Source organism: Bradyrhizobium sp. B120 (assembly GCF_049075665.1).
Classification (GTDB): domain Bacteria; phylum Pseudomonadota; class Alphaproteobacteria; order Rhizobiales; family Xanthobacteraceae; genus Bradyrhizobium.
The window spans coordinates 9,039,942-9,054,369 of the sequence record NZ_CP185242.1; the positions used below are offsets into that span (position 1 = coordinate 9,039,942).

At 66.4% G+C, this 14,428-nt stretch carries 11 protein-coding genes and 1 tRNA gene; 6 read left to right on the plus strand and 6 right to left on the minus strand.

Going from position 1 to position 14,428, the window contains the following annotated elements; translation table 11 throughout:
• Positions 1 to 408: 408 nt before the first annotated feature.
• The 4 genes from ACOIX3_RS41910 to ACOIX3_RS41925 form a co-directional block, all read right to left on the minus strand.
• A tRNA-Thr gene (locus ACOIX3_RS41910) sits at positions 409 to 484 on the minus strand.
• 107 nt (positions 485 to 591) lie between these two features.
• Positions 592 to 2,355 carry a heme biosynthesis protein HemY gene (locus ACOIX3_RS41915; protein ID WP_420967783.1) on the minus strand — a complete coding sequence of 588 codons (1,764 nt, stop codon included), beginning with the start codon at positions 2,353 to 2,355 and terminating at the stop codon, positions 592 to 594.
• Between the two features lie 20 nt (positions 2,356 to 2,375).
• Positions 2,376 to 3,635 (minus strand): hypothetical protein, encoded by a 1,260-nt coding sequence (locus ACOIX3_RS41920; protein ID WP_420967784.1) that lies wholly within the window; start codon positions 3,633 to 3,635, stop codon positions 2,376 to 2,378.
• A 120-nt stretch (positions 3,636 to 3,755) separates the two neighbouring features.
• The gene (locus ACOIX3_RS41925; protein WP_420967785.1) at positions 3,756 to 4,484 is read right to left on the minus strand and encodes a uroporphyrinogen-III synthase; all 729 of its coding nucleotides are present in this window, start codon (positions 4,482 to 4,484) and stop codon (positions 3,756 to 3,758) included.
• A gap of 173 nt (positions 4,485 to 4,657) precedes the next feature.
• Here ACOIX3_RS41925 and tsaD point away from each other — a divergent pair, with 173 nt between their 5' ends.
• Together tsaD and ACOIX3_RS41935 are read left to right on the plus strand one after the other, a co-directional pair.
• Positions 4,658 to 5,731, plus strand: a complete 1,074-nt coding sequence (gene tsaD, locus ACOIX3_RS41930; RefSeq protein ID WP_420971933.1) for a tRNA (adenosine(37)-N6)-threonylcarbamoyltransferase complex transferase subunit TsaD — start codon at positions 4,658 to 4,660, stop codon at positions 5,729 to 5,731.
• A 13-nt stretch (positions 5,732 to 5,744) separates the two neighbouring features.
• A complete protein-coding gene (locus ACOIX3_RS41935; RefSeq protein ID WP_420967786.1) occupies positions 5,745 to 6,725 on the plus strand; it encodes an NAD(P)H-dependent glycerol-3-phosphate dehydrogenase in 981 nt (326 codons plus the stop codon).
• Here ACOIX3_RS41935 and ACOIX3_RS41940 read toward each other — a convergent pair whose 3' ends face one another.
• The gene (locus ACOIX3_RS41940; protein ID WP_420967787.1) at positions 6,726 to 7,490 is read right to left on the minus strand and encodes a haloacid dehalogenase type II; all 765 of its coding nucleotides are present in this window, start codon (positions 7,488 to 7,490) and stop codon (positions 6,726 to 6,728) included.
• A gap of 113 nt (positions 7,491 to 7,603) precedes the next feature.
• Between ACOIX3_RS41940 and ACOIX3_RS41945 the strand changes: the two genes are divergently transcribed.
• The 3 genes from ACOIX3_RS41945 to ACOIX3_RS41955 all read left to right on the plus strand — a co-directional run bounded on the left by ACOIX3_RS41945 (position 7,604) and on the right by ACOIX3_RS41955 (position 10,254).
• The gene (locus ACOIX3_RS41945; RefSeq protein WP_420967788.1) at positions 7,604 to 8,509 is read left to right on the plus strand and encodes a LysR substrate-binding domain-containing protein; all 906 of its coding nucleotides are present in this window, start codon (positions 7,604 to 7,606) and stop codon (positions 8,507 to 8,509) included.
• A 123-nt stretch (positions 8,510 to 8,632) separates the two neighbouring features.
• On the plus strand, positions 8,633 to 9,745 hold the full coding sequence (locus ACOIX3_RS41950) for an alpha/beta hydrolase (RefSeq protein ID WP_420967789.1): 1,113 nt from the start codon (positions 8,633 to 8,635) through the stop codon (positions 9,743 to 9,745).
• Between the two features lie 95 nt (positions 9,746 to 9,840).
• The gene (locus ACOIX3_RS41955; protein WP_092121214.1) at positions 9,841 to 10,254 is read left to right on the plus strand and encodes an EVE domain-containing protein; all 414 of its coding nucleotides are present in this window, start codon (positions 9,841 to 9,843) and stop codon (positions 10,252 to 10,254) included.
• A 157-nt stretch (positions 10,255 to 10,411) separates the two neighbouring features.
• On the opposite strand, the gene ACOIX3_RS41960 is transcribed toward ACOIX3_RS41955, so the two are convergent.
• The gene (locus ACOIX3_RS41960; RefSeq protein WP_420967790.1) at positions 10,412 to 11,569 is read right to left on the minus strand and encodes a DNA topoisomerase IB; all 1,158 of its coding nucleotides are present in this window, start codon (positions 11,567 to 11,569) and stop codon (positions 10,412 to 10,414) included.
• Positions 11,570 to 12,412: 843 nt separating this feature from the next.
• Between ACOIX3_RS41960 and acs the strand changes: the two genes are divergently transcribed.
• On the plus strand, positions 12,413 to 14,353 hold the full coding sequence (gene acs, locus ACOIX3_RS41965) for an acetate--CoA ligase (protein ID WP_420967791.1): 1,941 nt from the start codon (positions 12,413 to 12,415) through the stop codon (positions 14,351 to 14,353).
• Positions 14,354 to 14,428 lie beyond the last annotated feature (75 nt).

Consider the following 14,428-nt stretch of genomic DNA (forward strand, 5'->3'; position numbering starts at 1 on the left):
CTCAATCAACGAACACCGACTCCGCAGCGGTTATTCTGCTCCATGTCGCGTCACATCTCACCAATCATTTAGTCGGCTTGCGCACAGGGTGCGGCTGGTGTTGCGCTGGAGTTCGCTACCGCCGGATGTGTTCCGGGTGTTGCAGATCGGCCCGGGCGTTTAACTCGTCACGTTCATCGCACCCATCTGAATACCCCGTTGATCTCGGCGCGGGGTGTGCATTCGGCGTTTTCTTCGTGTTTGGGCATCTCGCGCCGGGGTTGCGCCATGTCCTGACGCACCGCGGGGCCGCCACAGTCGCCAACCGGCGGACCGGTCGCGATTGCGATCATATGCAGATTGTGCCGCGCGAGAATCCAGGCGAGTAAATCTCGCCTGCGCATGGAGGCGGGAGATGGTCCCGAAGAGTGGTGCCGCAAGAGGGACTCGAACCCCCGACCCCGTCATTACGAATGACGTGCTCTACCAACTGAGCTATTGCGGCGAACCGTTCGGCAACGGCCTGACAGCGCGCCACCTGATATCGGGCATGATCCCGATTGGCAAGGAAAACGCGGTTATTGAACCACACACCGGTTATCTAACCGCCAATTAGCTTCCCAAACGTGACAGAAATCCACGCCAACCGCCGATCTGGGCCTTAGGCGGGCCGATTTGTTCCGCAAATTCGTCCACCGCGCCGTCCTCGTCGACCCCGGGGTCGTCGGGGGCCCGGACGATCGGGATGACGGCCGGAATGGGCGCAGGCGCCGCCTTCGGCAGGTCGGTCCGGGAACGGAACAGGGGGGCGGGCGCCGGGGGCGCCGATTCGGCGGCCGGCGGTGGCTCCGGGGCGGGCGGATCGGCGCGAATTGGGGCCGGCTCGGCCTCGATGGCTGCCGACAGTGGGGCGTTATCCTGAACGGGCGATGTGGCCGGCTCCAAGGGCTTCGTCTCGACCGGCTTGGCCTCGACCTTGGTCTCGACCGGCTTCGCCGCCTCGGGCTCGCTGACCACTTCCTTGGGCGGCTCGACCCGGCGCGGCGCCAGCATCGCCTCCTCGAACGGCGAGGGCTCGATCGCATGGCCCTTGTCGGACGGCAGCGCCGCCACCGGGGTCTGCCACTGGAAGGCATCGAGACGGCCGGTGACCGGCGACACCGGACGCCAGCGATCCGAGACATAGCCGTCCGCGGTCCACACCGGATCATGCAGCGCGCGCACCGCGCGCAAGGTCCAGGCCCGCGCCCGGCCGCTGTCGCCATGCTCGGTGCGCTCGAGCTCCGCCATCAACAGCGCGACGCGCTGTGTCGGCGCTGCCGTGAACGGCTCCAGCGCCGCACGCGCCTTGGCGAATTCGGTCGCATCGATCGCGGCACGTGCGATCGCCAGCGCGCCTTCGATATGCCCGGGCGTTTTCGCCGCCAGCGTCTCAACGCGCACCAGCCGCTGGCGCGCGGCATCGCCGAGCCGCACATGCGAATAGGCATCGGCGAGATCGGGATGCGGCTGCGCCAGCCACGCGGTCTCGACGATGCGCATCGCACGGCGCACCTGATGCGCCTCGCTCTCGAATTTGGCTGATAGCACCGCGGCCGGGATCAGCGTCGGCGCCAGCTTGAGCGCCTCCACCGCGCTCGCGCGCGACAAATCGCGATCGACGGTCTCGAACTCCAGCGCACGCGCCGTGAGCAGCACGCCGCGTTGCCGCCGATAGGTCGCCTTGTCGATCAACCCGGCGGCCTGGTTGTTGTCGATGATCGACAGCGCGCCGGCCCAATCGCCCTTGGCGCAGCAGAACCCGAGCACCGCATGGGAAGCCCAAGACGAGGACGGCGACATTTTCAGCGCTTCCTCGGCAATCATCACGGCCGCAACCGGATCGTCGGCACGCTGCGCCTCAATGAACAGGCCGCGCAGCCCGAGCAGCCGCGTGTCCGCGCGCTCGGCCATGGCGCGGAAGGCACGCTGCGCGCCGTCGCGATCGCCGTCGAGCTGCGCCGATTGCGCGTGCAGCAACAGCGCCAGCGGATCGCCGCCGGCGTGACGTCGCGCCACTTCGGCATGCGCGCGCGCTGCCGAGGAATCGCCATGCCCGATCGCGAGCAGGCCCTGCGTGATGGCATGACGGCCGCGCGCGTGGCGCCGCTCGCGCCTGCCGCGGCGGACATGGCCCGGGATCTTCCACAGGCCGCGCAGGATCACGCCGGCGACCATCGCGACGACGATGACGAGGCCGAGCAGATACATCGGCTGCTTGGATGTCAGGCGCAGACCGCCCCAATTCAGCACGAGATCGCCGGGCTGATCGGCCAACCAGGCCGCACCCGCTGCAGCGAGCGCGATCAGCAGCAGGAACAGAATGATGCGGATCATCGAGAGCCTATTGCAAAGACTTACTGGTTGACCGTGGCGAGCGCCGCCATGGCGTTGTCGGCAAATTTCCGCGACGCGTCGAGCGCGGCGCGGCGCGCGTCCACCTTGGCGAGCCAGGCTTGCGCCGCGGTGCGATCGGCCGGCGGCAACGACTTCAATTCGCGCTCGGTCAATGCAAGATCATTATGCACGGCGGCCGATGTCACGCGCGCGACGATGCTGCCGCGGTCGGTCCCCGTGCCGTCGGTCCGCTCGATGCGGATCAGCTTGGAAGCGCCGGCCTGCAGACGATCGACCAGCCCGGCGCCGGCCGCCGCGGCGTCCGGCGGCGGCGGTGCGAGCTGCGGCACGATCTCGATCAGATCGCGGCACAGCTTGTTCGGACTAGGCACGCCTGACGCGGCGAAGACGTCGAGCGGCTTCAGCGCGTCAGGATTGTCGGTGATCGCTTTCGCGGCCTCGAGCGCCGAGGCATAGGGATCGCCGTGACGAACCGCGACGTCGAGCAGCGATGCCGCCACCACGCGGCGCAGCGGCACGTCGTCCGCCTTCGCCTCGGCCTTGGTGTCGGCGATCTTGCTATCCTGCTTGGCGATCGCGGCACCCTGCGCCTTCACCGCGCCCTCGACCTTGTCGATGCGTGCCGTGATGCCGGAGATGTCGGGCGCAGCCGCGCCATCGCGCGGCGCGGCCTTCACATCATTGACCGCCGCCGCAAGCTTGTCGGATTGCGCCCGCGTGGCGGCGAGCTCGGTGCGCAACGCGGCGATCGATTTGTCGAGCGCCTCCAGCCGCGCGGTTGCCGCGGGATCGGCGGCCGCAGTGACCGGCCTGCTCGCTTTTGCCTCAAGCGCGGTCAGGCGCGTGCCGAGTTCGTCGACCGCAGCGGCACTGGGCTGCGGCGCGGACGCCGGCGGCACCGCGGGCCAGCCGAGCAGCCAGCCGACCCCGATCACCAGCGCTGCCGCGACCGCGCCCGATACCGGCGCCACCACCCAGGGCGACACCGGCCGCGACGGCTCGGCCACGGACGCCGCGGGGGCGGCCTCGGGCTGCGGCTCTGCCTGGGGAGCAGGATCCGGATGGGGCTCCGCCTCAGGCGCAGCCGCCTCCGCCGCCTTGTCGGTATCCTTGGCAGTTTCCTTGGCGGCTTCCTCGCCCCCCTCCGCCCTGGGCGGTTCGCTGGAGATCTCGGTCGCCTGAAGATCGATGGTCGGCGGCGCGCGCTTGGGCCGGGAATCCGGCGAAGGTCCTGGGTCGTCGGGCCTTTCTTCAGCCATCGCGAGGGTCCTCAAAACTACTGGCCGCACATTCTAGCAGAATCGGCCAAGGTTCTTAGAGCACGATCCGAAAAACGGAGCATTGCCTAACATCATGGTCAGACGAAAGAATTATTCCGCTCACGGCCGCAGGGTGCGGCCGAGCGCCTCCAGCAGGGCGCTTTCGTCCGGCCGCGCCGCCACCACCACCTTGGTCGCGCCGGCGTCATGGAGCACCGCGGCGACCGCGGCCGAGATGCAGCATTGCGGGAGAGCAAGCGCCGAAATCTCGATTCCGTCGGCCCGCACCGTATTCAGGAACGCCTGCGCGCTGCGGCGGGAATAATGCAGCACCGCGGTGATCCGGTTGGCGAGGAAGGCGTCACTGACCTCCGTTGGGAAGCCGGCCACCGGCGCCATCCGGTAGGTGGTGTGGGTGACGACGGTAAGGCCGGTTTCGCTGAGCTCGCCCGCCAGATCGCGCGACAGGTCAGCGCCGGCGAGATAGAGCAGCGTGGCCGAAGCCTCCAGTTCGCCGGCCTTGACCCGCGCGAGCACGAGATCGCGCAAGCTCACCGCATCGCCCTTGGCCACCATCACCTTGCCGAAGCCCGCGGCGCGCGCGGCGTCGGCGGTGTGCGCGCCCACCGCGAACAGCGGCAGCCGCAACAGCCGGCTGCCGGCGAGATCGATGGCACGCGGCGCGTTGGCGCTGGTCAGGATGACCGCGTCATAATCCGCGTCGTCGTCATGAAACGGTAACGGCTCGAAGCGCAGCACCGGCGCCGCGAGGGCCTCAAAGCCGCGTTGGCGCAGCGTCGCCAGCGTCGCTTCATTGTCCGGATGCGGTCGTGTGACAAGGATGGTCACCGATCAGGTCTCCCGGCTTGCGAATTGGACCTTGCCGACCGATTGCACTTTGAGACCCCGCAATGCTACCCCGGAGGGGGCATTCTGATGAACATGATCTTGCCGGAAACCGGTTCCGGCCTGTCCGGATCATGCTGGTAGCACAAGGGCCGAAATTGGAACACGAACCACCGATGCTGGTGCTGGGGATCGAGACCACCTGCGATGAAACCGCAGCCGCGGTGGTCGAGCGCCAGGCTGACGGACAGGCGAAAATCCTCTCCAATGTCGTGCGCTCGCAGACCGACGAGCACGCCCGCTTCGGCGGCGTGGTGCCGGAGATCGCGGCGCGCGCCCATGTCGACCTGCTCGACGGGATCGTCGCCTCCGCCATGAAGGAGGCCGGCGTCGGCTACGGACAATTGTCGGCGGTCGCGGCAGCTGCCGGCCCCGGCCTGATCGGCGGCGTGATCGTCGGTCTCACCACCGCGAAGGCAATCGCGATGGTGCACGATACGCCGCTGATCGCGGTGAACCATCTCGAGGCGCACGCGCTGACGCCGCGGCTGACCTGCGCGCTGGCGTTTCCCTATTGCCTGTTCCTGGCCTCGGGCGGCCACACCCAGATCGTCGCCGTGGTCGGCGTCGGCGAATATGTGCGGCTCGGCACCACCGTCGATGACGCGATGGGAGAGGCGTTCGACAAGGTGGCGAAGATGCTGTCGCTGCCCTATCCCGGCGGGCCGCAAGTCGAGCGCGCGGCCGCCGGCGGCGACCCGACGCGATTTGCGTTTCCGCGCCCAATGCTCGGCCGTCCCGATGCGAACTTCTCGCTGTCGGGATTGAAGACGGCGGTGCGCAATGAAGCCAGCCGGCTGGAGCCATTGGAGCCGCAGGACATCAGCGATCTCTGCGCGAGCTTCCAGGCCGCGGTGCTGGAATCGACCGCTGATCGGCTGACCGTCGGCTTGAAATTGTTCGAGGAGCGGTTCGGCACGCCGCGCGCGCTGGTCGCGGCCGGCGGCGTTGCCGCCAACCATGCCATTCGCAGCGCGCTGCAGGATGTCGCGGCGAAAGCGCAGACCACGCTGATCATTCCGCCGCCGGCGCTCTGCACCGACAATGGCGCGATGATCGCCTGGGCCGGCGCCGAGCGGATGGCGCTTGGCCTCACCGACACGCTGGAAGCGCCGCCGCGGGCCCGCTGGCTGCTCGATGCCAACGCCAAGGCGCCGGCCGGCTACGCCAACAGCCGCGCCGGATATTGAGCTGAGGGTTCAGATGCCTGCGCATATGTCAGTCAGCGTGATCGGTGCCGGCGCCTGGGGCACGGCATTGGCCGAGGTCGCGGCACGCGCCGGGCGCAAGGTGACGCTGTATGCGCGCAATGCCGAGCATGCCGCGCAGATCCAGGCGACGCGGGTCAATCCGAAGCTGGCTGGTGTCCGGCTGCAGCCCGGCATCGCGGTGACATCGGATATTGCGGCGGCCGCGCGTGCGGACATCGTCCTCGCCGTCACCCCGGCGCAGCATTTGCGCGCCGCGGTCAGCCATCTTGCGCCGTACCTCAAACCCGATACGCCTGTCATCGCCTGCGCCAAGGGCATCGAGCACGGCACGCACAAGTTCATGACCGAGGTGATCGCGGAAGCCGCACCGCGCGCCGTGCCCGCGATCCTGTCGGGTCCGAGCTTTGCCGACGACGTCGCGCGCGGATTACCGACGGCCGTGACGTTGGCCACCAAGGACGAGGCGCTGGCACGCGCGCTCGTGCAGGCGCTCGGCTCGGCAACCTTCCGGCCCTATCACACCACCGACGTGCGCGGCGTCGAGATCGGCGGCGCGGCCAAGAACGTGCTGGCGATCGCCGCCGGCATCGTCGTCGGCAAAAATCTCGGCGCTTCCGCGCTCGCCGCGCTGACCACGCGCGGCTTCAGCGAGCTCGCAAGATTGGGCCGCGCCTGCGGCGCGCGCACCGAAACCCTCGCCGGCCTGTCCGGATTGGGCGATCTCCTGCTCAGCTGCTCGACCGCGCAATCGCGCAATTTCGCGCTCGGCCTCGCGCTCGGCCGCGGCGAGGCGGCGCCGGTCGGCAAGCTCGCCGAAGGCGCGTTCACCGCGCCGGTGCTGTGCGAGCTCGCCGCCGCGCAGAAGGTCGATATGCCGGTGTCAAACGCGGTCGCCGCGATCCTGAGCGACCGGCTGACGATCGATGACGCGATCGAAGGCCTGCTGACGCGGCCATTCAAGGCGGAAGGGTGATCACCGCGCCGTCGCGAAGGCGACGAGGTCGTGCAGTCCGGCCCCCGCTCCATCGGGTGTCACGCCGAGTTCCTCGGCTGACGCGTTGCTGCGGTTGACCCAGAAGGTTGGATAGCCGAACCATTTTGCGCCGGCCACGTCCCATCCGGCGAATGCGGCAAAGACGATCTCCTCCTTCTTCAGTCCGAACGCGTCGACACCCATTTGATAGGCCCGCGCGTCCGGCTTGAAGGCAGCGACCCTGTCGGTGCTGAGGTGATCTTCGAACAGACCCTCGAGCCCGGAATTCTTGATCGCCGCATCCAGCATCGGTGCGGTGAAATTGGAGAGAAACGCCATGCGCAGGCCGGCGGCGCGAAGCTGCACGAGCGCCGGCACGACGTCCGGCCACGCCTTCAGTTCCAGGTAGCACTGCATCAGGCGGTCGCGCTGCTCGGGCGAGAGCGAGATCTTCGTCGCCTTCGCCGCGAACACCAGCGCGTCCTCGGTAACGCGCCAGAAGTCGGCATATTGCCCGCCGAGCGTCCTGAGCCAGCTGTATTCGAATTGCCGGGTTCGCCACACGGCGCTCAGCTCCGCGCCCATGCCGGGGAACATCTCGTCCAGCCGGGCGGACACGGGGCGGGGATCGATCACGGGGAAGCCGTCGAAGGCGACCGCCCGGAATGGCGGGCGGCCTGCCGCGCGCGACCGATCGGGCAGCACCGTCGCGGCCGTGACGGAAGCCGCGGCCAGTGTCGTAAACGTCCGGCGATCCAGCAGCATGTCGTTTCCTCGCATTGCGTGCCGCCAGCGTTCACACAATTGCGTGTTGGCACAATCGCCCGATTTCAGCAGAGATCATTCCGTGTTTCAGAACAATCGGGGAGGGGATGACGATGGACCGGCTCGAGGAGCTCCGCCTGTTTCTCGCGATCGTCGACAGCGGACAATTTGCGGCCGCCGGCCGCAAATTCGCACGTTCACCCTCCTCGACGACACGGATCGTCGCCGAGCTCGAGCAGCGCCTCGGCACCCGGCTGCTGCAACGGACCACGCGAAAGCTGTCGCTGACCGACTCCGGCGCGCGGCTTGCGGCGCAGGCGCGCCGCCTGCTCGCCGATTATGACGACGCGATCGACGGCGCGATCGGCGAGGCCGCGAGCCTGCGCGGCAACATCAAGCTGTCAGCGCCGACGCTGTTCGGCAGCCGTCACATCGCACCGCTGGTGCGCGGATTCCTTGAACGTCACCCTGACATCACGCTGCAACTGGCGCTCGAGGATCGTCTCGTCGATCTGATCGACGAGCGGATCGACATCGCGCTGCGGATCGGCCATCTGACGGACTCCTCGCTGAGGGCCCGGCGCGTCGGGGAAGTCCGACGCATTGTCGTCGCCAGCCCCGATTACTTGAAGCGGCATGGCCGGCCACGCAGACCCGACGATCTCGCGCAGCATCACGCCGTGACCTTGGTCAATCAGGCGAGCCCCGCGGCCTGGTGGTTCCAGCACAAGCAAAGCGGTCCGCAGAAGGTCAAGGTATCGAGCCGCATGGAGGTCAACCGGGCCGAGACGGCGATCGGACTGACGCGCGACGGCATGGGCTTGACACGCGTGCTGTCGTACCAGGTTGCGGGTGAACTCGCCGCGGGGACCCTGGTCCGCGTGCTGCGGGATTATGAAGTCGCGCCGATCCCGGTGCAGTTGGTCTATCCCAGCGCACGCCTGATGGCGCCGCGCATTCGCAGCTTTCTGGATTTCGCCGCGGGTGAGCTACCCCAGACGGCATTCAACCATCCATAGCGGGTCTGCGCCGGTCGCGCTTGACGGCGCAGACTTCCACGTCGAGATCATGCGCGCTGTGCTAGCGTGGCGGCACCGTCGGATCCCGTTCCAACAACAAGAAACCGAACTTGGGGAAAGTACATGCGTCAACCGCGTCGCGTTATCGTTTCGATCAGCATTCTGTTTGCCGTCGCCACCTCCTGCGCCACCACGCGCGCGCAAACGGCCGTCCCGTACGACGAACTCGCCAAGCGCGAGGCTGCGGCGAACGCCGAGGATGGCAAGCGGGTCGCCCCGCTCAAATCGATCGGCAATCCCTCAAGTGACGTCTCGGCGGAGATGCAGGCGATGATCGGCGCGCCCTACCCGTCGCATTTCAACGCCGACCCGAAGACCCCAGCGGAGTGGAAGGAGTTGATCGACCGCCGCGCCAAGGAAGCGGTCGCGAATATCCCGGCGATGAAGGCGAAGCTCGGCGTCAAGGTCGAGGAGACCAGGCTTGCCGGCGTGCACTGCTACATCGTGACGCCGAACAAGATCGCGCTCGAGAACCGGCGGCGCCTGCTGATCCATGTCCATGGCGGCGGCTACGTGTTCGGCCCCGGCGAAGCGGCGTTGCCGGAAGCCATCATGATGGCCGGCTTTGGCGGCTACAAGGTGATCTCGGTCGATTACCGGATGCCGCCGGACTTCCCCTATCCGGCCGCAATGGACGACGCGATGGCGGTGTGGAAGGAGGTCCTGAAGTCGCACGAGCGGCACCGGCTGGCGATCTTCGGCACCTCGACCGGCGGCGCGATGACGCTTGCGATGGTGCTGCGGGCGAGGGACGAGAAGCTGCCGCTGCCCGCCGCCATCGCGCCGGGCACGCCCTGGTCCGACATCGACAAGATCGGCGACAGCTACGCGAGCAATGAGTGGGTCGACAACGTGCTGGTGACCTGGGACGGATGGCTCGGCCGCGCGGCAAAGTTTTATGCCAACGGGACCAGCCTGAAGAATCCCTATATTTCGCCGATCTATGGTGACTTCAAAGGCTTTCCGCCGACCATCCTGACGTCGGGCACGCGCGACCTGTTCCTCAGCAACACGGTTCGTACGCACCGCAAATTGCGGCGCGCCGGCGTGATCGCCGATCTCAATGTCTATGAGGGGCAATCCCACGCGCAGTACCAGATGAACATCGATGCGCCCGAGACCAAGGAAGCCTTCACCGACATCGCCAAATTCTTCGATCGATACCTGAAGCAGTGAGTGCTGCCATCAAGATAGATGCCCGCGCTTGTCGCGGGCATCCGGCTGCTTGTAGATTGCCGCGCAATGGACGCTCGAGAACGGGGTGAGTTGCGATGAATTACTGGCTGGTGAAATCCGAACCGTCGACCTGGTCGTGGGACCAGCAGGTCGCCAAGGGCGCGAAGGGCGAAGCCTGGACCGGCGTGCGCAACTTCACGGCGCGGCAGAACCTCGTGAACATGAAGAAGGGCGACAAGGCGTTCTTCTATCATTCCAACGAGGGCAAGGAGATCGTCGGCATCGCCGAAATCATCAAGGAGGCCTATCCCGATCCGACCGACAAGACCGGCAAGTTCGTCTGCGTCGACATCAAGGCCGACAAGCCGCTGAAGACGCCGGTGACGATGGCCGCGATCAAGGCCGACAAGAAGCTCGCCGACATGGCGCTGGTGAAATATTCGCGGCTCTCGGTGCAGCCGGTGACATCCGAGGAATGGAAATACGTCTGCAAGATGGGCGGGCTGTAGCGTCCCACAAATTCAATCGTCGTCCCTGCGAAAGCAGGGACCCATAACCACAGGCGCGCATTGTTAAAGCGCGCTGGGGCCCCAGCTCGTCTCAACAACCAACATTTGGGGTTATGGGTCCCGGGTCGCGCTTCGCTTGCCCGGGACGACTAGAGAGTTACGCTCCCGCCGCCATCACCACCTGCGCCAGCAACTGCTCGCGCTTGGACTGGGTGCGGTAACCGCCCATCGTCGCGGCGAAGCGTTCGAGGATGCCGTCCTCGAACGCGGTGACGATGGTGTCGTGGACATAGCTCTTGCGGCAGATCGCCGGCGTGTTGGAGAGCTGGTCGGCGGCGGCGCGGATCGCGTCCAGCACCTGGCGCTTGCGGCCGCGCTGGCTTGCGGCCGGCGTGATCCGCGACAGCGATTCCACGACGACGGCCGAGGCCATCAGGGTGCGGAAATCCTTTAGCGAGATCTTGATGCCGGCGAGCTCGCGCAGGAACGCGTTCACCGCCGTGGTCGAGGCCGCGCGGACCACACCGGAGCGGTCGTGGTACTGGAACATGCGCTTGCCCGGGACACCGCGCAGAATGCCGATCGCACGCACCAGCTTGGCCGCGTCGCATTCCTTGCGCACGGCCTTGCCGCCCTTGGCCTTGAAGGTCAGCACCAGGGAATCGTCTTCCAGCGTGACGTTGGACTTCAAAAGCGTGGTGGCGCCGCGGGTGCCGTTGAGGCGGGCATAGGACTCGTTGCCGGGTCGGATCGCGGTGCGCGCGATCAGCTCGATCACCGCCGACAGCGCGAACTCGCGCGTCGGCTCGTCGCCAGACAGGAACGCCGAGACCTTGCGCCGGATCTTCGGCAACGCGGCGACGAGCTTGGCCAGGCGATGCGCCTTGCGCTGCTCGCGGACCTTCTCCCAGTCGGCGTGATAACGGTATTGCAAGCGGCCGGCGGCATCGCGGCCGACCGCCTGCAGATGCGAGCTCGGATCGCTGGAATAGCGCACCTGGCGATAGGCCGGCGGAACCGCCATCGCATGCAGCCGGCGGATCGTCCGCGCATCGCGGACGCGCGAACCGTTGGCGCGAACGAACGAATAATTCTTGCCGCGCTTGATACGGCGGATGGTCAGCTCGTTCTGGTCGCCGAGCCGAAGGCCGAGATCGCGCGCGAGGTCCTCGACCGAGGTCTTGATGGCAGCGGGCGCGTCAAGCTTGAGCTTGGATTGTGGCTGCTTGGGCCACTGGCCCAGCGCCTTCGCCAAGGCGACAGCGGGATCGGCGGACATGGGCCGCACAGCCGCGATGTTCTGCTGATCCATCATACTTCCAAGACGCCTTGTTCCGCTGTTCTCCCGGTAATGCCGTTGCTTCGGGCTTCGTTCCGGTGGGGCCGTCCGGCCTCGATTTCGCGATTTAGGGCGTCAGGGCTGACATTGCGAGTCGCGAATCGGTTATTGACGGTTTCTAATTACCTTTCATGGGTGCCATTCGCCCGCTAACCTTGATTTTGGCCCCTCCAGGATCGGTCAAAATGGCGGGAGCCCGGCTGGGAACCGGGTTTTGAGGCCCACGGGGGCTACAGGAGACAGGTCAGGGATCGTGCCGTTTCGCACCAAGTCCCCAGACTGCGCCGCCACACCTCACGATCCACCCGGCTCTTCCGGAAGCCGAACCAGCCGCACAAGCGGTTCGGGCGGAATTGTCGGCGCAGATCGTCGCGACGGCCCTGCGGGTATTCATTGACGCGCGCTGGAAGTGGTCCAGCAGAATTGGCGCCGTGCCACCGTCGTGCGTCGCTCTCTGAACGTTGATTGAGGCTCTCCAAAATCGGCACAGGCGGATCGCGGTCGGCAATTCCTTTGCGACAGCCAGCGTCCGTGGCAACAGCGTGAAACGCCGGCGAGCGGAGCAGAGAACGATACCACTACGACCAAGAGACCAGTGACCCGGAGCACACGATGGAGCATAGGTTTCACTCGTCAACGAGGCGCGGTAAACCGCCCAATCAGACGAGGAAGCCGGCAGGATGCCCGGCGGCTTCGCCGCGACGAAAGTGACAGTCCTTTTTCCTTGCCGGGCCGGAATGCGGCAACGCATAATCGCGGCAATGATCAAGACGGCTTGTCGGCGCGTGGTGTGCGATCGGCAATGAGTGGAGGAAAATGATGTCCGAGAAGATCTATGACGTGTCGGCCGACTGGGCCAAGCGCGCCTACATCGATGACGCCAAATATCGCGAGATGTACGCGCGCTCGGTCAAGGACCCCAACGGCTTCTGGGCCGAGCACGGCAAGCGGATCGACTGGATCAAGCCCTTCATCAAGGTCGAGAACGTTTCCTTCGCGCCCGGCAACATCTCGATCAAATGGTTCGAGGATGGCGTACTGAACGTCGCCTGGAATTGCATCGACCGCCATCTCGAGAAGCGCGGCGACCAGACCGCGATCATCTGGGAGGGCGACGACCCTTCCGAATCCAAACACATCACCTACCGCCAGCTGCACGACGAAGTCTGCAAGATGGCCAACATCCTGCGCACGCGGAACGTCAAGAAGGGCGACCGCGTCACGATCTATTTGCCGATGATTCCGGAAGCGGCCTACGCCATGCTGGCCTGCGCGCGGATCGGAGCGATCCACTCGGTGGTGTTCGGCGGCTTCTCGCCGGACAGCCTTGCCCAGCGCATCAAGGACTGCGACTCCAAGGTGGTCATCACCGCCGACGAGGGCCTGCGCGGCGGCAAGAAGGTGCCGCTGAAGGCCAATGTCGATGCCGCGATCGCCAAAACCGGCGGCGTCGATTGGGTCGTGGTGGTGAAGCGCACCGGCGGTGCGATCGACATGAACCCGACGCGCGACCTCTGGTATCACGAGGCCGCCGAGATGGTGACGACGGAATGCCCGGCCGAGCACATGCATGCCGAGGACCCGCTGTTCATCCTCTACACCTCGGGTTCGACCGGCACTCCGAAGGGTGTGCTGCACACCTCGGCCGGCTATCTCGTGTTCGCGTCGATGACGCACCAATACGTGTTCGACTATCACGACGGCGACATCTACTGGTGCACCGCCGACGTCGGCTGGGTCACCGGCCACAGCTACATCCTCTATGGGCCGCTCGCCAACGGTGCGACCACGCTGATGTTCGAGGGCGTGCCGAACTACCCGGACAACTCCCGTTTTTGGAATGTCGTCGACAAGCACAAGGTCAACATCTTCTACACCGCGCCGACCGCGATCCGCGCGCTGATGCAGGGCGGCGACGAGCCGGTGAAGAAGACCTCGCGCAAATCGCTGCGCCTGCTCGGCTCGGTCGGCGAGCCGATCAATCCGGAAGCCTGGGAGTGGTACTACCGCGTGGTCGGCGACGATCGCTGCCCGATCGTCGACACCTGGTGGCAGACCGAGACCGGCGGCATCCTGATCACGCCGCTGCCCGGCGCGACCAAGCTGAAGCCGGGATCGGCGACGCGGCCGTTCTTCGGCGTGGTGCCGGAGATCGTCGACGCCGACGGCAAGACGCTGGACGGCGAGACCTCGGGCAATCTCTGCATCGCCAAGTCATGGCCGGGCCAGATGCGCACCGTCTATGGCGACCATGCGCGGTTCGAGCAGACCTATTTCTCGACCTACAAGAACAAGTACTTCACCGGCGACGGCTGCCGGCGCGACGCCGACGGCTATTACTGGATCACCGGCCGCGTCGACGACGTCATCAACGTCTCCGGCCACCGCATGGGCACCGCCGAGGTCGAGAGCTCGCTGGTCGCACATGAGGCGGTGTCGGAAGCCGCCGTGGTCGGCTACCCGCACGACATCAAGGGCCAGGGCATCTACGCCTATGTCACGCTGATGAAGGGCACCGAGCCGACCGAGGCCTTGCGCAAGGAACTCGTCGCCTGGGTCCGCAAGGACATCGGCCCGATCGCCTCGCCGGACCTCATTCAATTCGCGCCCGGCCTGCCGAAGACGCGCTCCGGCAAGATCATGCGCCGCATCCTGCGCAAGATCGCCGAGGACGAACCGTCCAGCCTCGGCGACACCTCGACCCTGGCCGATCCGGCCGTCGTCGACGACCTCGTGCAGAACCGGCAGAACAAGAAGTAATCCGGCAACGGCAATATCGGGACATCGAAGAAGGGCCGCGCGCGATCTCCGCCGCGGCCTTTCGCGGTCTCGTCA